The sequence below is a fragment of the Pseudonocardia sp. ZF1 genome (genome assembly GCF_056835605.1).
Window position 1 is genome coordinate 1,746,236 of record NZ_JAJNBY010000001.1, and the last position, 18,925, is coordinate 1,765,160.

General features: G+C 75.4%; 16 protein-coding genes and 2 pseudogenes. 8 read left to right on the forward strand and 10 right to left on the reverse strand.

The window, feature by feature from the left end; translation table 11 throughout:
* Positions 1–27: 27 nt before the first annotated feature.
* The 4 genes and pseudogenes from ZF1_RS08690 to ZF1_RS08705 form a co-directional block, all read right to left on the reverse strand.
* A complete protein-coding gene (locus tag ZF1_RS08690; protein WP_482636960.1) occupies positions 28–714 on the reverse strand; it encodes a DUF2848 domain-containing protein in 687 nt (228 codons plus the stop codon).
* A 105-nt stretch (positions 715–819) separates the two neighbouring features.
* Positions 820–1,185: pseudogene (locus ZF1_RS08695) on the reverse strand (hypothetical protein); the annotation flags it as partial.
* A gap of 333 nt (positions 1,186–1,518) precedes the next feature.
* A pseudogene (locus ZF1_RS08700) lies at positions 1,519–5,886 on the reverse strand (ATP-dependent helicase); the annotation flags it as partial.
* 60 nt (positions 5,887–5,946) lie between these two features.
* Positions 5,947–6,468, reverse strand: a complete 522-nt coding sequence (locus ZF1_RS08705) for a hypothetical protein (RefSeq protein ID WP_073578093.1) — start codon at positions 6,466–6,468, stop codon at positions 5,947–5,949.
* Positions 6,469–6,549: 81 nt separating this feature from the next.
* On the opposite strand from ZF1_RS08705, the gene ZF1_RS08710 reads away from it, so the two are divergent.
* Positions 6,550–7,812: an MFS transporter gene (locus tag ZF1_RS08710; RefSeq protein ID WP_482636961.1), complete on the forward strand. Its 1,263-nt coding sequence runs from the start codon at positions 6,550–6,552 to the stop codon at positions 7,810–7,812.
* 9 nt (positions 7,813–7,821) lie between these two features.
* Here the strand turns inward: ZF1_RS08710 and ZF1_RS08715 are convergent, their stop codons facing one another.
* On the reverse strand, positions 7,822–7,983 hold the full coding sequence (locus tag ZF1_RS08715) for a hypothetical protein (RefSeq protein WP_167379121.1): 162 nt from the start codon (positions 7,981–7,983) through the stop codon (positions 7,822–7,824).
* Between the two features lie 78 nt (positions 7,984–8,061).
* On the opposite strand from ZF1_RS08715, the gene ZF1_RS08720 reads away from it, so the two are divergent.
* The 3 genes from ZF1_RS08720 to ZF1_RS08730 all read left to right on the forward strand — a co-directional run bounded on the left by ZF1_RS08720 (position 8,062) and on the right by ZF1_RS08730 (position 10,785).
* Positions 8,062–8,256: a DUF3046 domain-containing protein gene (locus ZF1_RS08720; protein ID WP_476654187.1), complete on the forward strand. Its 195-nt coding sequence runs from the start codon at positions 8,062–8,064 to the stop codon at positions 8,254–8,256.
* A 259-nt stretch (positions 8,257–8,515) separates the two neighbouring features.
* On the forward strand, positions 8,516–9,568 hold the full coding sequence (recA, locus tag ZF1_RS08725) for a recombinase RecA (RefSeq protein ID WP_073578091.1): 1,053 nt from the start codon (positions 8,516–8,518) through the stop codon (positions 9,566–9,568).
* Positions 9,569–9,570: 2 nt separating this feature from the next.
* Positions 9,571–10,785: a regulatory protein RecX gene (locus ZF1_RS08730; RefSeq protein WP_482636962.1), complete on the forward strand. Its 1,215-nt coding sequence runs from the start codon at positions 9,571–9,573 to the stop codon at positions 10,783–10,785.
* A 28-nt stretch (positions 10,786–10,813) separates the two neighbouring features.
* Here ZF1_RS08730 and ZF1_RS08735 read toward each other — a convergent pair whose 3' ends face one another.
* The gene (locus ZF1_RS08735; protein WP_482636963.1) at positions 10,814–11,965 is read right to left on the reverse strand and encodes a hypothetical protein; all 1,152 of its coding nucleotides are present in this window, start codon (positions 11,963–11,965) and stop codon (positions 10,814–10,816) included.
* A gap of 355 nt (positions 11,966–12,320) precedes the next feature.
* On the opposite strand from ZF1_RS08735, the gene modA reads away from it, so the two are divergent.
* Positions 12,321–13,118, forward strand: coding sequence for a molybdate ABC transporter substrate-binding protein (gene modA / locus ZF1_RS08740; RefSeq protein WP_482636964.1), 798 nt, complete (start codon positions 12,321–12,323; stop codon positions 13,116–13,118).
* Positions 13,119–13,125: 7 nt separating this feature from the next.
* On the opposite strand, the gene ZF1_RS08745 is transcribed toward modA, so the two are convergent.
* Positions 13,126–14,250, reverse strand: a complete 1,125-nt coding sequence (locus ZF1_RS08745) for an alpha/beta hydrolase (RefSeq protein WP_476654191.1) — start codon at positions 14,248–14,250, stop codon at positions 13,126–13,128.
* 126 nt (positions 14,251–14,376) lie between these two features.
* On the opposite strand from ZF1_RS08745, the gene ZF1_RS08750 reads away from it, so the two are divergent.
* Positions 14,377–14,940, forward strand: coding sequence for a DUF2231 domain-containing protein (locus ZF1_RS08750; protein WP_476654192.1), 564 nt, complete (start codon positions 14,377–14,379; stop codon positions 14,938–14,940).
* 33 nt (positions 14,941–14,973) lie between these two features.
* Here ZF1_RS08750 and ZF1_RS08755 read toward each other — a convergent pair whose 3' ends face one another.
* Positions 14,974–15,546 (reverse strand): maleylpyruvate isomerase N-terminal domain-containing protein, encoded by a 573-nt coding sequence (locus tag ZF1_RS08755; RefSeq protein ID WP_346107587.1) that lies wholly within the window; start codon positions 15,544–15,546, stop codon positions 14,974–14,976.
* A 54-nt stretch (positions 15,547–15,600) separates the two neighbouring features.
* On the opposite strand from ZF1_RS08755, the gene ZF1_RS08760 reads away from it, so the two are divergent.
* Entirely contained in the window at positions 15,601–16,761 is a 1,161-nt protein-coding gene (locus ZF1_RS08760) for a PIN domain-containing protein (protein ID WP_405418489.1), read from the forward strand.
* Between the two features lie 63 nt (positions 16,762–16,824).
* Here the strand turns inward: ZF1_RS08760 and ZF1_RS08765 are convergent, their stop codons facing one another.
* Together ZF1_RS08765 and ZF1_RS08770 are read right to left on the reverse strand one after the other, a co-directional pair.
* Entirely contained in the window at positions 16,825–17,721 is an 897-nt protein-coding gene (locus tag ZF1_RS08765) for a DUF2188 domain-containing protein (RefSeq protein WP_476654193.1), read from the reverse strand.
* A 103-nt stretch (positions 17,722–17,824) separates the two neighbouring features.
* A complete protein-coding gene (locus ZF1_RS08770) occupies positions 17,825–18,223 on the reverse strand; it encodes a DoxX family protein (RefSeq protein WP_476654194.1) in 399 nt (132 codons plus the stop codon).
* Between the two features lie 391 nt (positions 18,224–18,614).
* Between ZF1_RS08770 and ZF1_RS08775 the strand changes: the two genes are divergently transcribed.
* Positions 18,615–18,869 carry a hypothetical protein gene (locus ZF1_RS08775; RefSeq protein ID WP_482636965.1) on the forward strand — a complete coding sequence of 85 codons (255 nt, stop codon included), beginning with the start codon at positions 18,615–18,617 and terminating at the stop codon, positions 18,867–18,869.
* The last annotated feature ends 56 nt before the right edge of the window (positions 18,870–18,925 follow it).

Sequence of the window (18,925 nt, forward strand, 5' to 3'; positions counted from 1 at the left end):
GCTGACCGGTCCCCGCCGGGCGGCCGGTCAGCCGATCGGCTCCGGGAGCCGGTCGACCTCGTAGGCCAGGCCGATCGTGTCGCCGGTGGCCGGGTCGTGCAGCTCCACCCGCCAGGCGTCGGCGAACTGGTCGACCCCCGACCTCATCGCGACGGTCCCCGACAGCAGGACGGTGCCGGGCACCAGCCAGCCGCGCTCGCGCAGCAGGCCGACCCAGTACCCGGGCGGGAGCAGGGCGGCCAGCGTCGCGTCCTGCACGAGCTCCTCGGTGCCGCCGTGACGGACCCACGCGCGCAGGGTGATGTCGTCGAGCCGGTCGGCGACCTCCGACAGCCGCCAGGCCTTCCGGCCCAGGACGTCGAGACCCGCGTTCTTGCTCCACGCCACGCCGTGCACCTCCAGGGCGCGGTCGGTGTGGTCACAGGCGACGGTCAGCAGCGGGTCGGTCACGTCGTCACCGACGACCAGCGCCCACTCCGCCTCGCCGGAGGTCCGGCCGTGCTGGGCGGGGACCCGGTCGGTCTGCGACGCCAGGTACGGCGAGACCGGGTAGAGCGCCGGCACCGTGTCCGGGGCCGGCACGCCCAGCTCGGGCAGCTCGGCGACGTGCGCGGCGACCTCCTCCTGGGCGCGTCCGGCATACCCGGCGTTGAAGACCCGGTGGACCTCCACCGAGCGGGTGCTGCCGTCGGGCAGGGCCAGTTCGAGCGTCACGGGGGACCTCCGTCAGATGTGTACCGACTCCGGCCGCCCGCGCGCCTGCCCCGGCCGCACCCCCCACGGTCCGGCCGCGGGCGTCCGACGGGGGTAGGTGCCCGGTCAGGCCCGCAGCCGCAGCCCCTTCGGCGTCACCCGGAACCCGGCCTCGGTGAGGACCTCGGACAGCGCCGAGACCAGCGAGTCCTGCCCGTCGGCGCGCTCCACGGCGAGCGACCCGAGCCAGCCCTCGTGCACCGCCCCGGCGAGCGACTCGGCGCCGGCGCGCAGCTCGTCGCGGTCCTCGGTGAACGACAGCAGCGACTTCCCGCCCCGTTCGACGTACAGCGCGGGCGCCCCGTCGACCAGGGTGACCAGGGCGCCGGCCTTGCGACCGGGGCGGTGCCGGGTCTCGCCGGTCGTGTCCGGCCAGGGCAGGGCCGCGCCGTAGGGCTGGGCGGGGTCGGTGGCGGCGAGCACCACCCGGGACAGCTCGCGCCACGCCTCCCGCGGTGCCTGCGGGCGGCGACCGGCGCCGTCGAACTCGCCGTGGCGGCCGGCGCCGCCGAGCCCGCCCAGGCCGCCGCGCAGGTCCTCGGGCACTCCCGCGTACGGGTCGTCGCCCCGCGGGAGCCCCGCGACGTCGCCGGAGAGGTCGTCGGAGCCCGGGAACCCGGCCGCCTCGCCGGAGAGGTCGTCGGGCAGGGGCTCGCCGTCCCCGGTCGGGTCCACGGACCCGGCCGGGTCGGTGGGGTCGGCGACGACCGCGCCCGGCCCGGCACCGAGGCGGCGCGGACCGGTCGGCGGGGCGGGGGACGGGCCGCCGTCGGTCCCGGCGAGGGCCCGGACCCGGTCGATCGCGCCCGGTACCGCGAACTGCGCCGCGCCGAGCCCCTCGACGATGTAGCCGCGCCGGCACCGGCCGGACTCCTCCATCGCCCGGAGCACCTTGTAGACCGCGGCGAACCCGCCGGTGACCCGCTCGGTGCCCAACGCGCCCCGGGTGAGCACGCCGTGGCGTTCCAGGAACGCCTCCGCGGTGGCGTGCGCACGGCGGGTCGGGTCGGGCTCGCGCGGCACGGCCACCGACCAGCGCCCGCCGACCGACGGCGGCCCGGTCCGGCTGGGCATCGACGGCCGCCCCGCACGCAGCTGCGCGTAACGCCCGCGGGCCGGCCGGCGTGCCGTGCGGTGCGCCCCGCCCTGCCGCCCGGACGCGCCACGCCGCCCGCCGCCCCCGGACAGCCGGGCCCGTAGCGGGCCGAGCGTGTCGTTGGTGAGCGCGCCCGCCCAGACCAGGTCCCAGACCGCCGCGACGACGTCGTCGTCGGAGGGGGCCGGTTCGTCCTGCTCGGTCAGCAGCACCCCGGCCCGGGTCGCGAGCTCGCGGAAGAACAGCGCGCCGCCCCCGGAGTCCGGTGCGGCCTCCGGGTCGGTCAGCGCGGCCGGGTCGGTCAGCCCGAGCGCGGCCAGCACCGCGGTGTGCAGCGGGGTGCCCGCGGTGTCCAGGTCGGGGGCGGGCAGCAGCAGGTCCGCCACGTCGGCCGGGGCCAGTGCCAGCCAGCCGTCCTGCCCGGACAGTGCGCCGCACCCGACCCAGGTCACCTCACCGGCGGCGGTCAGCTCGTCGAGCAGCGCGGGAGTGTAGCCCGGTAGCCGGGCCGGCAGCACCAGCGACTCGACCGCGCTCGCCGGCAGCGGCGCCCCGGCGAGCTGCTCGACCACACCGAGCACGTCCTCGGCACCCGGTGCACGGCGCACCCGGCCTCGCCGCTCGGAGCCCGACCGCACCTGGACGCCCTGCCACTGCGGCAGGAACCGGCCCAGCGCCCGCTGTTCGACGGGCTCGACCTCGTGCCGCAGTTTCGCCAGCGACGCGCGCCGCAGCCGTCGCAGCACCTCGGCGTCGCAGTACTCCAGCTCGCCGCCGGAACCGGCGGGCACCGACGCCTGCGGGCGCAGCTCGCCCTTCATCAGCCGACCGGTGCCGGTGAGCCGCTCCAGCACCCCGGCGACCACGGCCACGCCCAGCCCGAAGCGGCGGGCGAGCTCGGCGGCGGTGAACGGCCCGTGCGTGCGCGCCCAGCGCAGCACGAGATCCCCGAGCGGGTCGGGCACCGGCTCGGTGAACGCCTCCGGCACCCCGACCGGCAGCGCCGTGCCCAGCGCGTCCCGGATCCGGCCGGCGTCCTCGATCGCGATGAACCGTTCCTCGCCGGCGATCCGCACCCGCAGCGCCCGGCGGTCGCGCTCCAGCTGCGCCAGCCACGCCGGGTCGACACCGCGGGCCCGCCCGTCGGCCTCGGACAGGTCGCCGACGAAGCGGAGCAGGTCCGCGGCGCCCTCCATGTCGCGGGCGTGCCGGTCCGGGTCGGTGCGCTGCAGCTGGCCCTCGATCTCGGCCAGCATCTCCGGATCGAGCAGCTCCCGGATCGCCTCGGAGCCGAGCAGTTCCGCCAGCAGCGTCGAGTCCAGCGACAGCGCGGCCGCGCGGCGCTCGGCCAGCGGCGCGTCCGCCTCGTAGAGGAACATCCCGACGTAGCCGAACAACAGGCTGCGCGCGAACGGCGACGGCTGCGACGACTCGACCTCGGCGACCTTCACCTTCCGCGCGGCGACGTCGCCCATCAGCTCGCGCAGGCCGGGTAGGTCGTAGACGTCCTGCACGCACTCCCGCATCGCCTCCAGGGTGATCGGGAACTGCTCGAACTTGCCCGCGACGCTCAGCAGCTGCGCCGACTTCTGCCGCTGCTGCCACAGCGGGCTGCGGCGGCGCGGGTCGCGCCGGGGCAGCAGCAGCGCCCGCGCGGCGCACTCCCGGAACCGCGACGCGTACAGCGCCGAGTTCCCCAGCTCCGCGACGACGATCTGCTCGATCTCACCCGGCTCCAGCAGCACGTCCTCGGCGCTCGGGACGACCTCGGTGCCGTTGTCGTCCACGGCGTCCGGGAGGCGCAGCACGATCCCGTCGTCGGCGCCCGACGCGCTCACCTCGACCCCGCGGCGCTCCCGCATCCGGGCGGCGATCGCCAGCGCCCACGGCCCGTTCACCTGCGCCCCGAACGGCGAGTGCACGACGAGGCGCCAGTCGCCCAGCTCGTCGCGGAACCGCTCGACGAGGATCGTGCGGTCGCTCGGCACGTGCCGGGTCGCCTCGCGCTGCTCGCGCAGGTAGGACAGCAGGTTGTCGCAGGCCCACTCGTCCAGCCCGGCTGCGGCGGCGCGCTCCCGGGCGTCGGCGTCGGCCAGCCCGGACATCTCGCGCACGAACGCGCCGACGGCCCGGCCCAGCTCCAGCGGCCGCCCGATCGACTCGCCCTTCCAGAACGGCATCCGGGCGGGCACCCCCGGCGCCGGGGTGACGATCACGCGGTCGTGGGTGATGTCCTCGACCCGCCACGACGAGGTCCCCAGCAGGAACGTGTCCCCGACGCGGGACTCGTAGACCATCTCCTCGTCGAGCTCGCCGACCCGTGACCCGGCGCCGTCCGCGCCGCCCGGGGTCATGACGGTGAACAGGCCGCGGTCGGGGATGGTGCCGCCGGAGGTGACGGCCAGGCGCTGCGCGCCCGGGCGGCCGCGCAGCTCGTCGGTGACCCGGTCCCAGGTGATGCGGGCGCGCAGCTCGCCGAACTCCTCGGACGGGTAGCGCCCGGCCAGCATGTCCAGCACCGAGTGCAGCGCGGAGTCCGGCAGCGCCGCGAACGGGGCCGCCCGGCGGATCGTCGCGGCGAGGTCGGACAGCTGCCACGACTCCATCGCGACCATCGCGACGATCTGCTGGGCCAGCACGTCGAGCGGGTTGCGCGGGTAGCGCGTGGACTCGATCGACCCGGTCGTCATCCGTTCGGCGACGACGGCGCAGGACACGAGGTCCCCGCGGTACTTCGGGAACACGACGCCCTCGGACACCGCGCCCACCTGGTGCCCAGCGCGCCCGACCCGCTGCAGCCCGGACGCGACCGACGGCGGCGCCTCGACCTGCACGACCAGGTCGACCGCCCCCATGTCGATGCCCAGCTCCAGGCTGGAGGTCGCGACGACGCACGGCAGCACGCCGGACTTCAGCTCCTCCTCGACCAGGGTCCGCTGGTCGCGCGACATCGAGCCGTGGTGGGCCTTGGCGACCGTCGGCGCGGCCCCGCCGCCCACCCCGGACTGCCCGACCGCCTCGGCCGGGAACGCGCCCGGGGCGTCGGCGTCGAGGTCGGCGGCCTCCTCCAGGGCCGCGGCCTCCTGCTCGGCGGCGAGTTCGTTCAGCCGGGAGGTGAGCCGCTCGGCGAGCCGGCGGGAGTTGGAGAACACGATGGTCGAACGGTGCTCGCGCACCAGGCCGAGCAGCCGCTCCTCCACCGCGGGCCAGATCGAGGGCTTGCGCGCCGTGCCCGCGGCGGACCCGACGACCTCCTCGTCGGTGCTGCCCGGGGCGGGCCGCTCGTCGAGCGCGGCCAGGTCGGGCACCGGGACCTGCACCTCGACCCGGATCGTCTTGGGGATCGCGGGCTGCACGACCTCGACCGGGCGGGTGCCGGACAGGAACGTCGAGACCTCGTCCACCGGGCGCACGGTCGCCGAGAGCCCGATCCGCTGCGGGGTGGCCTCGGTGATCTCCTCGAGGCGTTCCAGCGACACCGCCAGGTGCGCCCCCCGCTTCGTCCCGGCGACGGCGTGCACCTCGTCGAGGATCACCGTCGTCACCCCGCGCAGCGACTCCCGCGCGGCCGAGGTGAGCAGCAGGAACAGCGACTCCGGGGTGGTCACCAGCACGTCCGGCGGGGTGCGCTGGAACTGGCGTCGCTCGTCGGCCGGGGTGTCGCCGGTGCGCATCCCGACGGTGATGTCGGGGACCGGCTCGTCGAGCCGCTGTGCGGCCTGGCGGATGCCCGTCAGCGGCGAGCGCAGGTTGCGCTGCACGTCGACGGCGAGCGCCTTGAGCGGTGAGACGTAGAGGACCCGGCAGCGGTGCTTCGGCTCGGCGGGCGGCGGGGTGGCGGCGAGCCGGTCCAGCGCCCAGAGGAACGCGGCGAGGGTCTTGCCGGACCCGGTCGGCGCGACGACGAGCGCGTTGCGCCCGGCCTGCGCCGCGGACCAGGCGCCCTCCTGGGCCGCCGTGGGCGCGGCGAAGGCCCCCTCGAACCACTGGCGGGTGGCGGGGGAGAAGCCCTCGAGTGCGGTCACGCCGACCATCATGCGGGTGGGGTCCGACAGTCACCCGTCGAGCGCCCGTCGGACCGGGCGTGACCTGCGACGTCAGCGGGCGGCGTCGGCCCTCGTGCGGGGCCAGACCTCCGCGGTGTCCTCGGCCGGGAACTCGGCGACGACCGCCGCGACCGTCCAGACCATCGACGCCAGGAAGTCCACGCCCAGCGCGTCGACGTAGTGCGAGGTCTCGCGGGCGTCGGCCGGGTCGACGAGCGGGGCGACCGTGTAGCGGGCCCGGGCTGCGTAGCGCGGGCCCAGGTTGCTCCCGATCCAGCCCAGTGCCCGCTCGGAGCGGTCGTCGTGGTCGGCCAGCGCGGTGCGGGCGGCGTCGTACCAGTCGGCCAGCACCAGGAAGGCCAGCGACCAGCCGGGCGGGGTGGCGTCCGGCGGCATGTCCCGGTCGACCGCGGTCAGCCTGCGCACGGCGAACCGGGCCGGGTCGGGCCCCGGCGCGGCGAGGGTCTCGCGCACCGCTCCGGCCAGCACGTCGGAGACCATGCGGTAGGCGTTCTGCAGCTCCGCGTCGTCCGTGCCCGCCGACCTGCGTGTGTTCGGGGTCGTGCCCGCCATGTCCACCGTCCTCCGCTCGTGTGGCCGGGCCGGAGCGTAACGCCCTGGCGCGCGGCGGCCGTGGCACGGCAGCATCCGCCCGTGACCGCCGCACCCGACGCCGCCTCCCCGCCGCAGGACCCCGCCCAGCCCCGCCTGCTGGCGGTGCTCGCGATCGGGCAGGTGCTCGGCGGGACGGCCGTGGCGACCTCGATCGCCGCGAGCTCGCTGGTCGCGTCCCGGCTGTCCGGCTCGCCCGCGGTCGGTGGCGTCGCGTCGACGGCGAGCGTGCTGGGCGCGGCGGGTGCGGCCGCCGTCGTCGCACGCGTGGCCCAGGCCCGGGGACGGCGTCCCGCGCTGGTCGGCGGTCACCTGGTGGGACTGCTCGGTGCGGTCGGTGCGGTCGTCGCGGCGACGACCGGCTCGGTGGCGCTGCTGCTGGTGTCGTTGCTGCTGATCGGTTCGGGGACGGCGGTCGGGCTCGCCGCGCGCTACGCCGCCACCGACCTGGCCGCGCCGGCGCGGGCCGGCCGCGCGCTCGCGCTGGTGGTGTGGGCGACGACGGTCGGTGCGGTCGCCGGGCCGAACCTGCTCGGTCCGCCGGCCGCCGTGGCCGTGTCGGCCGGGCTGCCCGGTGTCGCCGGTCCGTACCTGCTCTGCGCGGTCGCCTTCGCCCTGGCGGCCCTGACCGGGTGGCTGGGTCTGCGGCCCGACCCGCTGCTGCGGGCCCGGGAGCACGCGGGGACGCCGGCCACCGCGCCCGGGGCCGCGGCGGTGCGGCCGTGGGCGGTGCTGCGGGCCTCGCGCCCCGCGCTGCTCGGCGCGGTCGGCATCGTGCTCGGGCACGCGGTGATGGTCGGGCTGATGTCGATGACCCCGGTGCACATGGACCACGGCGGCGCGGCGCTGTCGGTCGTCGGGCTGGTGATCAGCCTGCACATCGCGGGGATGTACGCGCTCAGCCCGCTGTTCGGGTGGCTCGCCGACCGGCTCGGACCGGCCCGGGTGCTGGCCGGTGCCGGGGTGCTGCTGCCGCTGGCGGGGGTGGTCTGCGCCCTCGCCGCGCCGACCTCGACCGGCCTGCTGTCCGTGGGCCTGGTGCTGCTCGGTCTGGGCTGGTCGGCAGCGGTGGTGGGCGGGTCGGCGCAGCTCACGGCGTCGCTGGCGGTGGCCGACCGGCCGCGGGTGCAGGGCTGGGTGGACGTGGCGATGAACCTGGCCGGCGCCGCCGCCGGGATCGTGGCCGGGGTGCTCGTGACGGTGTCGTCCTACGCGCTGCTCGGCGCGCTGGTGGTCGTGGCGACGGTGCCGTTCCTGCTGGTGGTCGCGCGCCCGGCCCGCACGGGACGCCCGGCGGCCGGCTGATCTGGACCCTCAGCGACGGCGCTGGTGGAGCCACCAGCGCACCAGCACGACCAGCGCGGACAGCAGCGCGAGCAGCGACACGACCTGCCACGCCAGGGGCGACCCGATGCCGGTCGTCGCGAGGACCTCGTCGGCGACGTCGACCGGGACGGTCGCGAGCAGTTCGGACATATCACCCAGGCTACCGGCTCCGGGGCCGTCAACGGGCGGACACCACACGGAACGGGTGACCCGTCTACCCTCGCGGGCGTGCGACTGAGCCACTTCCGGGAACTGATGGAGGGCGAGTTCGGGCCGGTGCGGGCGGCGTCGCTGTCCCGCGACCACGTCTTCTCCGACCTCGGCGGCCGGACCGTCGAGCAGGCGATCGAGGCGGGTCTCGACCTGCGCCGGGTCTGGCGCGCGGTCTGCGCGGCCTACGAGGTCCCACCCGCACGGCGGTAGCGGCGTCCCGGGCGGTCGTGGGGACCGCTCGGCTCCCGTGGGTGCCCGGTCGGCGTGTCGCGGTGTCGGATCGAACGCGTGTTCGTCTACGGTTCCGCCAGGGCTCGCGGTACCGGTCCTGCGGCGCGGTGTCGGACGAGTTGTCCACAGGCGCCGATCCGGGCCCGTAACTGTCAGGGGTACCCCATACCGTTGTGGTGTGCCTCCCCGAAAGACACCAGCAGGACCCGATCGTCGACCACCAGCGAGGAGTCAAGAGATGTCCGCTCCGGACCGCGGCAAGGCGCTCGAACTCGCCCTCGCCCAGATCGAGAAGAACCACGGCAAGGGATCGGTGATGCGCCTGGGCGACCAGACCCGCGTCCCGATCAGTGCCATCTCCACGGGCTCCATCGCGCTCGACGTCGCGCTCGGCGTCGGGGGCATCCCGCGCGGCCGCGTCGTCGAGATCTACGGCCCGGAGTCCAGCGGCAAGACGACCGTCGCGCTGCACGCCGTCGCGAGCGCGCAGGCCGCCGGAGGCGTCGCGGCGTTCATCGACGCCGAGCACGCGCTCGACCCGGAGTACGCCAAGGCGCTCGGCGTCGACACCGACGACCTGCTGGTCTCCCAGCCGGACACCGGTGAGCAGGCGCTGGAGATCGCGGACATGCTGATCCGCTCCGGCGCGCTCGACATCATCGTCATCGACTCGGTGGCCGCGCTCGTGCCGCGCGCCGAGATCGAGGGCGAGATGGGCGACAGCCATGTCGGCCTGCAGGCCCGGCTGATGAGCCAGGCGCTGCGGAAGATCACCGGTGCGCTCAGCAACTCCGGCACCACCGCGATCTTCATCAACCAGCTGCGCGAGAAGATCGGCGTGATGTTCGGGTCCCCGGAGACCACGACCGGTGGTAAGGCGCTGAAGTTCTACGCGTCGGTCCGCATGGACATCCGCCGCATCGAGACCCTGAAGGACGGCACCGACATGGTCGGCAGCCGGACCCGGGTCAAGGTCGTGAAGAACAAGGTGGCCCCGCCGTTCAAGCAGGCGGAGTTCGACGTGCTCTACGGCGTCGGCATCTCCAAGGAGGGTTCGCTGATCGACGTGGGCGTCGAGCAGGGGATCATCCGCAAGTCCGGTGCCTGGTACACCTACGAGGGCGACCAGATGGGGCAGGGCAAGGAGAACGCCCGCAAGTTCCTCAAGGAGAACCCGGACGTCGCCGCCGAGGTCGAGAAGCGCATCAAGGAGAAGCTGGGGATCGGCGCCGTCGTCGACGCCGAGGAGACCAGCCCGGTCGAGCCCCTCCCGGCCCCGGTCGACTTCTGAGCGTGACCGGCGAGCGCGACGGGTCCGGAGGCACGTCCGGACGGGACGGTGCGGAGCCGGTCAGGCCCCGCACCGTCCCGCTCGACGAACTGTTCGGCGTGACCCCGTCGGTCACCGACGAGCAGGATCCGCCCGCGATCCGGACCGCCGACCCGACCGGCGGTGAGCCGGACGAGTCCGTCGCCGAGCCCCCGGCGGTCCCCGGCTGGGACACGAGCCCCCACCAGGTCTCGTTCGCCGCGCTGAGCGGTGCCGACGAGGCCCCCACGACGGCGACCGACCCGCCGGCTGCCTGGTCCACGGGATCGGCGGCGGACGGCGCGACGGACGGGGCGGCGGCCCCCGCCCCGGTCCGCAGGCTGACCCTCGACGGCCCCGGCCCCGGCCCCGGGCTCGACCCGGCCTCCGGGGAGAGCGCCGACGGCGGCGTCGGCGGTGCGGGACCCGGCTCACCCCGTGTGGTCTCCTTCGAGGAGCTGTCCGGACGGGGCGTTCGCCGCAGCGGACCCCGTCGCGACGGCGCGACCGCGCGTCGGCGTCCGGCCGCCGTGGCAGGCGCGACCGACCGTGCCGCCGCGCCCGAGGACACCGGGCCGGACCCGGTCGAGGAGAGCACCACCCCCCGTGGCCGGCGCCGCGGAGAGGGCCGTGGCCGGGGGAGACGTCGGGGCGAGGACGCCACCCCACGCGTCGAGACACCGCAGGAGCAGGAGACCCGCGCCCGCGACATCTGCCTGCGCCTGCTCACCGACCGCGCCCGCACGGTCAAGGAGCTCGGCGACGCGCTGCGTCGCAAGGAGATCCCCGACGAGGTCGCGCACCGCGTCCTCGACCGGTTCGACGAGGTCGGACTCGTCGACGACCAGGCCTTCGCCGAACAGTGGGTCCGGTCCCGCCACCGCCACCGCGGCCTCGGCAAGCGGGCGATCGCGATGGAGCTGCACCGCAAGGGCGTCGACCGCGAGATCGCCGACGAGGCGCTCACCGGTATCGACGACGACTCCGAACGCGACCGGGCCCGCGAGCTCGTCGTACGGCGGCTGCGGAGCCTGCCCGTCGGGAGCCGCGAGGAGCGGCAGTCCAGCGCCCGCAAGCTGGTCGGCATGCTCGCGCGCAAGGGCTACGGGCCCGGGGTCGCCTACGGGGTGGTCAAGGAGGAGATCGCCGCCGCCGGTGCGGAGGCCGACGAGCTGGGCGAGGCCCCGCCCGAGGACTGACCCGTCCCGGGCGGGACCCACCGCCCGGTCACGACCGCAGGTACCAGGCGAACCAGTCCCGCATCGTCGGCGCGAGGTAGTGGGTGGGCGGCACCTGCTCGGCTGGGAACAGCGCGAACCCCTGCGGGGTGTGCCCGGGCCGGTCGTGGAAGTAGGTCCCGCTCACCCAGGCCGGGTTGATGTCCAGCTCCATGCCGCGGACCACGCCGGCGTCGGCGAGCAGCCTGCCCAGCGTGCACACCGACAGCGCCGGTCCGGCGACGTACACCTCGGTGCCGTCGGCGGTCACGCCGAACCCGGACCGGTGGACGAACGCGTTCTGCCCGACCGTGCTGCCCCACTCCGCGGTGCCGCCGGTGGCGCACGTCGGGTTCACCGCGCCGTCGTCGACGAGCGGGAGCAGGTTCTGCCGCACGCTCGCGACGTCCGGCCCCATCCCGACCTCGGTGCCCCAGGCCCCGACGTCGGCCCGGCCGTCGGTGTGCAGGACCAGGCTGGCCTTGCCGGGCAGCAGCGGCGCGACCGTGCGGCCCTCGGCGTAGTAGCCGTTGTGACTGGGGTCGGACAGCTTGAACCCGCCGTTGAACGCCACCGCCACGCCGGCACCCGCCCTCCCGGCCAGCGACGTCGACGCGTGCCAGCGCCCGGCGGGCTCGCCGACGCCCGGGTGCAGGGTGCCCCGCACCAGCGCGGGGTCCATCCGCAGCACCCCGGCGAGGTAGGAGGTGTGGGTGTCGTCGACCCGCAGCGTCGTCACCTGCACCGCGGGCCGCCCGTGGTCGGCGACGACGGTCTGCCACACGCCCTCCCCGGGCAGCGGGGCTCCCGCCGCGACCGGGGCGAGCGGCGGCGTCGACGCCGGGTCGGACAGCGCACCCGGAGCCCGCGGGATCCCGCCGGCCGGGGTACCGCCCTCGGACGGCGCGCCCACGGCGTACTGGAGCTTCTCCAGGCCGGTGACCAGCCAGTTCAGCCCGTGGTCGCGGGCCCACTCGGCGGTCGCCTCGACCGGCCCGGTACCGGGGGGCGCGGCCAGCGTCACCGCGCCCACCCCGGCGCCCGCGCCGCCGAGCAGCACCACGAGCACCCCCAGCACGGCACCCGCCCGACGCCTGCGGCGGCGGCGCCGCGACGGCTCCGGGCCCGGTGCGATCCCGGCGGTGGTCTCGACCGCGCTCACCGCTGCACCGCCGGGCACGGGGTGGATCCGTCGCGCCCGCGGGGCGCCCCCACCGCCGTCGTCCCCGGGGCCGGGGCCCCCGGCGGGACCAGCGTCTCCAGCACCATGCGCCGTCGTCCTCCTGCGTCGTGGCGGCACGATCCGCCGCCGCGGGTGACCCTTCCGGTCGTTGCGCAGAGCAAGCCCAGAGGACGCTGAGCGATCACTGAGAGTCCACAGTCGAGCCGCACACCGGAGATCCGGTCCTGCGTGCCGATCGGGAGTGCGTAACCGGTGATTGCGTGCATAAGATGCCTGCCGAGCCGCAGTTCGTGATCGGCGAACAGCGCGGGGAGTCGATCCCGGGAGGGTGTTCGTGAGGATCCGAGGACGAGTGGCCGGCGCCGCGCTGGCGGTGACGGCGCTGTTCGCGCTGGCGGGCTGCGGCGGGGGAGCCGGGGGCGGCGGGAGCGCCGCGCAGCCGAGCGGCGAGGCGCAGGGCGGCACGCTGACGGTGTTCGCCGCGGCGTCGCTGACCGGCACGTTCGGTGACCTGGAGAAGAAGTTCGAGGCCGCCAACCCGGGCACGGACGTGGTGTTCAACTTCGCCGGGTCCTCGGCCCTGGCCCAGCAGATCAACCAGGGCGCACCGGCCGACGTGTTCGCCTCGGCCGACCAGAACAACATGACCAAGGTGACCGACGCGGGCAACGCCCAGGGGCAGCCCGAGGTCTTCGCCACCAACACCCTGCAGATCGCGGTCACTCCGCAGAACCCGAAGCAGATCGCGTCGCTGCAGGACCTGGGCAGGCCCGGTCTGCGCACCGTGGTCTGCGCCCCGCAGGTGCCGTGCGGCTCGGCGACGGAGAAGGTGGAGAAGGCCGCCGGCGTGGACATCACGCCCGTCTCCGAGGAGCAGGACGTCAAGTCGGTGCTGCAGAAGGTCACCACCGGCAACGCCGACGCCGGGCTCGTCTACCGGACCGACGTCACCGCGTCGAAGGGGCAGGCGCAGGGCGTCGACATCCCGCAGGCGTCGGAGGCGGTCAACCAGTACCCGATCGTCGTCCTGAAGGACACGAGGAACGCCGAGCTGGCGCAGATGTGGGTGCAGTTCGTGAACGGCGACGAGGGCCGTCAGGTCCTCGGGGCGGCCGGCTTCGGCGCCCCCTGACCCCGGGTCAGGGCGCGGGGTCCGACACCCGTCCCGCGAGCCAGGGGTAGGAGTCCGACAGCGCCTGGGAGAACAGGTCGAAGTCGTGCCCGCCCCCGGGCACGATCACCAGCCGGTTCTCGGCACCGGCCCGGGTCGCCACCGCCGAGAGTGTGCGCGCGGCGGCGGCCGGGTCGGTGTCGGCGTCACCCGCCTCGAACCAGCCGGCGATCCCGGGGACCCGGTTCGCGGCCAGCAGCGTCGCCGGGTCGTGTGCGGCGAACGCGGCCTGCGACCCGCCGAACAGCCCGGCGACGGTGTCCGGGACTCCACCGTTGGAGTCCCCGACCCGCGGGCCGAGCAGTCCGGCGTAGTCACCGAACGTGGCGAACACCGTGGGGTGGCGCAGCGCCAGCATCGCCGCGCAGCTGCCGCCCTCGGACAACCCCGCCACCGCCCACGACGGTCCCGGCGGCCGTGTCCCCAGCAGCCTGCTCACCACCCGGGGCACGTCGCGGGTCAGGTAGGTCTCGACCTTCGCGGTCGGGGTGTCGACGCACTCGGAGTCCGCGGTGTAGGTCCCGTTGACGTCGGGCATCACCAGGATCGGTGCCACCCCGTGGTGCTGGGCGGCCCAGGCGTTCGCGACGTCGGCGGCGCCCCCGGAGTCCACCCAGTCCACCGGACGGCCGGGGGTCCCGTGCAGCAGCACGATCACCGGCAGCTGCGGCCGGGGCCGCTCGTACCAGGCGGGCGGCACCCACACGACCGCGGGCCGGGCCGCGAAGTGCGACGCCGTGCCCGGGATCGGGATCTGCACGACCTGACCGGTGGCCGGGACCTTCCGGCTCAGCAGCAGCTGGGCGACCCCGATCCCCTCCACCGGCCCTGTCCCGGCCACGTCGCCGACGGTCCGCAGGTAGTCCAGCCCGGCGTTCACCCCGACCAGGACGTTCGCCGGCAGCACCACCGCGACGACACCCGTCGCGCCCAGCCGCGCGAGGATCCGCAGCGACCGGTGCCGGGACCGCCCGGCCCGCCGCACCCCCAGGACGGTCAGGACGAGGAGCACCACACCGGCGAGGACGAACCCCGTCACGAACTGCCACGTGGTGATCGGGACCGCGTCGATCCCGGTGGTGCCGGCGCCCATGGACCGTTCTCCTCGTGTCGTGCCCGCGAGATCATCCCCTGCCGCTGTGAGGCCCGGGTGAGAACCCGGTGAGGATCTGCTGAGTTCACTGTCCGGAGGGGTGACGCCGGTCCTAGCGTCGTCGGTGTGGAGTCGACGATCGCCGGGCTGCCGGCGCACATCCTGCTGGTGCACGGCATCGTGGTGCTGGTCCCGCTGACCGCCCTCGGGCTGGTGCTGGTCGCCGTCTGGCCCGCGGCACGGGTACGTCTGGTCTGGCCGACCGTGGTGCTCGCCGCGGTCATGCTGGCCCTGGTCCCGGTGACCACCGAGGCGGGGGAGTGGCTGGAGCACCGGCTGCCGCGGACCCCGCTCATCCGGGCCCACACCGAGCTGGGCGACGGGCTGCTGCCGTGGGCCGCCGGGCTGGCCGTGGTCGCCGTCGTGGTCGCGGTGCGCCACGTCGTGGCGGTCCGGGCCGCGCGCCGCGTCCCCGCGACGGCCGGCGGCGGGGCCCCGGAGGTCCCGGCCGGGACGGCGCCCGGCGGGACCGTCGCGACGGTGGTCGTGGCCGTGCTGGCCGTCGTCGTCGCGGTCGGGGCGGTGGTGACGACGGTGCGGATCGGGGACTCCGGGGCGCGTGCCGCCTGGACCGGTCAGGTCGCCGAACAGCCGCTGGGCGGGTCGCAGGGGGAGACGGACCGCGGCTGACCGCCCGCGCCCATCGACCCCCCGGCACCGCCCTCAGCGCGGCGCGCCGTGCCAGCGCCACCGGACCGGCGCGGGCACACCGCGCCACGACGCCCGGCCGGTGTGGTGCAGCAGCGCCCCGGCCGGGTCGTCGCCCGCGTCGACGTCCGGCCACAGCCGGGCGAGCACGCCCCGGCACGGCGCCGCCGGCAACGTCCACGCCGGGTCGGTGGCCCGGGTGATGTCGTGGGTGTGCACCAGGACCTCGGTGACGCCCATCGCGGCGAACCCGGCGGCGTCGGCGTCGCCGTAGGGGTGCCAGCCGCGCACCCCCGCGGGTGCGGTCCGGACGGCGGCGGCGAGCATCGCCCCGCCGGTCGCGACGACCTGCAGCAGACCGGCGGTGCCGACGCCGCCGGGCACCACGATCTCGAACGGCGGGTAGTCGTCGGGCGGGGCGAGCGCCACCTGGGCGGCGTAGCCGAACAGGTCGTCCGCGACGTGCACCACGGTGTCGCGGCACGACCAGTCGAGCGGTCCGGCCGGGGCGGACCAGCCGTCGTCGGGCACCGTCCCCAGGGCTCCGACGATCATCGTCACCGCGTCCTCGACGTCCTCCGCGCGCATCGGAGCACCGTGCCCTGCGGGCGGGCATCCGGGCCAGCGCATTAGGCTTCCGCGGTGGCCCACGAGGACGAACGCATCGCACTGCTGCTCGACTACGAGAATCTCGCGATCGGCGCCCGCGACGGGCTCGGGGTCGTCCCCTTCGACTTCGGCCCGGTGGCCGACGCGCTCGCCGAACGCGGGCGGGTCGTGGTCCGCCGCGCCTACGCCGACTGGTCCTCCTTCGACGAGGACCGCCGCCTGATGGCCCGCGCCCAGGTGGAGCTCATCGAGATCCCGCAGCGGATCGGCGGCTCCCGCAAGAACGCGGCCGACATCAAGCTCGCCGTCGACGCGATCGAGCTCGCCTACGAGCGGGAGTTCATCACCACCTTCGCCATCGGCACCGGCGACTCCGACTTCACCCCGCTCATGCACAAGCTGCGCGAGCTGGACAAACGCGTGATCGGGATCGGGGTGCAGTCCTCGACCTCGGCGCTGCTGCCGCCCGCCTGCGACGAGTTCCTGTTCTACGACCGGCTCCCCGGTGTCGAGCCGACCCAGGCGCCCGCGCCGCCGCGTCGTCGCCGGGGGAGTCCCCGCCCGGCCCCGGCCGTGGGACAGGTGTCGACGCCCGCTCCGGTCGCGGTCCCGGCGCCGGAGCCGGAACCGGCCCCGATCGTCCCGCCGGACCCGTTCGACGTGACCTTCTCCGACGGCAGCGACGACACCGCCACCACCGGCGCCGAGGAGCGCGACGTCGCGGGGCTCGTCGTCAGCACCCTGGGCGGTCTCGCCCGGCAGGCCGACGGCACTGTGCTGGCGTCGCGGCTCAAGCGCGCGATCCTGCGCAAGGACCCCACGTTCGACGAGGCCGACCACGGCTTCCGCGGTTTCGGCGAGCTGCTGCGCCACCTGCAGGACCGCGGTGCGGTCACGCTGACCACCGGTGCGGCGCAGGGCGACCCCGAGGTGGCGCTGCCCGACGACCCGGACGCCGACCACGACGCGTTCGCGCTGCTGGTCGACGTGGTGCGCGGGATCGCCGCGGCCGGGGACCCGCCGCAGCTGTCCGGGCTGAAGAACCAGCTCCGCAAGCGGGTGCCCGACTTCTCCGAGAAGCGCTACGGCTTCGGCAGCTTCCTGTCCTTCGCGAAGGCGGCCCGCGCCCGGGACCTCATCGCGATGGAGTGGAGCGACGACACCGGCGACTACGTGCTGCGCCCGACGTCCTGACCGCAGACGACCGCGCCCCCGCCGACGGGGTCGGCGGGGGCGCGGTCGCGGTACGACGGGGACTCAGCGGCCTGCGGCCTTGCGGGTCCCGCGCTGGAACAGCTTGCCCGCGCGCGAGGTGACCGCACCGGTCACCCCGAACGCGGTGGCGACCGCCCCGGCGGCGACGCGGCTGGTGAACCGGATCGGGTTCAGCGGCTTGTAGACGCGCAGGGCGAAGTCGTCCAGCTGCGAGGCGGCACGCTCGCCGTTCTCGTAGAGCCGGCGGGCCAGGCGGGCCCCGGTGTCGTCGAGGTCGTCCTCGACGCGGGCGCTCACGCGCGCGGCCCGGTCCGCGGTGCGCACCGCGGAGTCGGCACCCTGCTCGGCGACGGCCTTGACGGTGGCGGCGGACCGCTCCGCGGACGCCGACACCTCGCCGGCGACCTGCTTTCCGGTGCGCTGGGCGTTCCCGGCCAGCTGCTCGCCGGTGGCCTTCGCGGCCTCGGCGGCGGCCTTGCCCGCCTTCTTCGGGTCCTTGCCCTGGTCGTCGACCTTGCGGGCCTCGGCGGCGACCTTGTCGGCGCCCTTCTTGACGGTCTCGCCGGCCTTCGCCGCACTGTCACCGGTCTCGCCGGCGACCTTCTTGGCGGTGGTCCTCGTGTCGGCACCGATCTTGTCGGCGGCCTTGCCCGTGGTCTCGGCGGCCTTCGACGCGGTGTCGCCGGCCCCGGTGGCGGTGGCGCTCGCGACGGCCTTCGTGGCGGTGCCGCCGTCGGCGTCGGAGTCGATGGAGCGGCGTTCGCGCACCGAGCCGTCGGTGCCGTACACGACGAGGTTGCCGCCGCCGTCGTTGGCGATGATCTCCACCGCCCGGGTGATGGCCTCGGCCTGGGTGCTCGTACGGGCACTCGGGCGCTGGGCGTCTTCCTTCTCGACGGTCCAGCCGTCGTCGACCGGCTTGACGTGGCGGTCGGCCATGGCGGGTTCCTCCCCCTTGCGGGACTGACTCGGGCGAACCGGGGTGTCCGGATCGGTCTTCTCTCCCTGGAGATGCCCGATGATCGCTGTGCGTAAACGCAGGTCAGCGAGGCGTGGCGAGCGTCTCGTTCCGTCGCGCGACCGCGATCACGGCGGCCAGGGCGCCCAGGACCAGCGGCATGACGACCAGGGCCCCGCCGTGCAGGACGAACGCCTGGGTGAGCGCCGCACCGATCATCAGCAGGACGAGCCCGGAGGCGGCCGGGGCGGCGAGGCGCCGGGTGCACAGGCCGATCCCGCCGGCCAGCTCGAGGAACCCGACGACGTAGCGCAGCCACTGTCCGAGGCCGATCCCGTCGAAGATCGCGACGGCGAACGGGTCGCCCCAGAACTTCGGCAGCGCCGAGGCCAGGACGAAGAACAGGCCGAGCAGGATCTGCAGCACCCACAGCGCACGGTGTGCGGCGACCGGCATGCGACGGGTGGGGGAGGGGGCGGTCATGGTGGCCTCCGCGGGCACGGCCCCGGCGGTTCCGGGGCACTCACCGCCTACGACCGGCGGGCCCGGAGAACTCATCGCCGCGCGCGGCGACCGGCGCGGGATACACCACCGGGCATCGGGCCCGCGGCGCGTGGCCGCGGTACCCGATGACCCGATGGTGCCCGGCATCGACAGGGGCTCCCGGTTCTGCAGATGCCGGTCACGGGGTTCAACGCCCGACCCGCCGTCGGGTTGTGGGTGCAGTGGCCCCTGTCTCGCCCGCCACCGTGAGCGGCGCCGCCCCCGCGACGGGCGGGAGCGGATCGCGGTGTGCGTCCGGCGGGGAGCATTCCGTCACGATCGCCGGTAGAAGACCGGCGACGGACGGAGAGATCCGGGGCATACTCGTCGCATGCGCGATGAGCGGTGGCGGGTCGAGGTCGGTACGGAGAACGCGACGTGGCTGGCTACGCAGTGCCGCACCGCCATGCTGGCCCGGGAGTACCGGTCGGTCGACGTGGGTGACGGCGTCGTGGAGTTCGACCGGCTCGCCCTCGGCGCGATCCGCGAGCTCGGCGAGGACGAGGACGGCTACATCTCCGACGACGCCGAGGGCGTGCGGATCTGGATCGGCGACGACGCGTACGAGCTGGAACGCGTGGACTGACCCCGACACACGAGAGGGGCCCGGCCTGTGCGGCCGGGCCCCTCGTGCGCGTGTAC

Excerpts from the sequence above, each read along its gene's own strand:
- ZF1_RS08705 (WP_073578093.1), bottom strand. The coding sequence starts at position 6,468 with ATGGCGGGCACGACCCCGAACACACGCAGGTCGGCGGGCACGGACGAC.
- ZF1_RS08715 (WP_167379121.1), bottom strand. The coding sequence starts at position 7,983 with ATGTCCGAACTGCTCGCGACCGTCCCGGTCGACGTCGCCGACGAGGTC.
- recA (WP_073578091.1), top strand. The coding sequence starts at position 8,516 with ATGTCCGCTCCGGACCGCGGCAAGGCGCTCGAACTCGCCCTCGCCCAG.
- ZF1_RS08745 (WP_476654191.1), bottom strand. The coding sequence starts at position 14,250 with ATGGGCGCCGGCACCACCGGGATCGACGCGGTCCCGATCACCACGTGG.
- ZF1_RS08755 (WP_346107587.1), bottom strand. The coding sequence starts at position 15,546 with ATGCGCGCGGAGGACGTCGAGGACGCGGTGACGATGATCGTCGGAGCC.
- ZF1_RS08765 (WP_476654193.1), bottom strand. The coding sequence starts at position 17,721 with ATGGCCGACCGCCACGTCAAGCCGGTCGACGACGGCTGGACCGTCGAG.
- ZF1_RS08770 (WP_476654194.1), bottom strand. The coding sequence starts at position 18,223 with ATGACCGCCCCCTCCCCCACCCGTCGCATGCCGGTCGCCGCACACCGT.
- ZF1_RS08775 (WP_482636965.1), top strand. The coding sequence starts at position 18,615 with ATGCGCGATGAGCGGTGGCGGGTCGAGGTCGGTACGGAGAACGCGACG.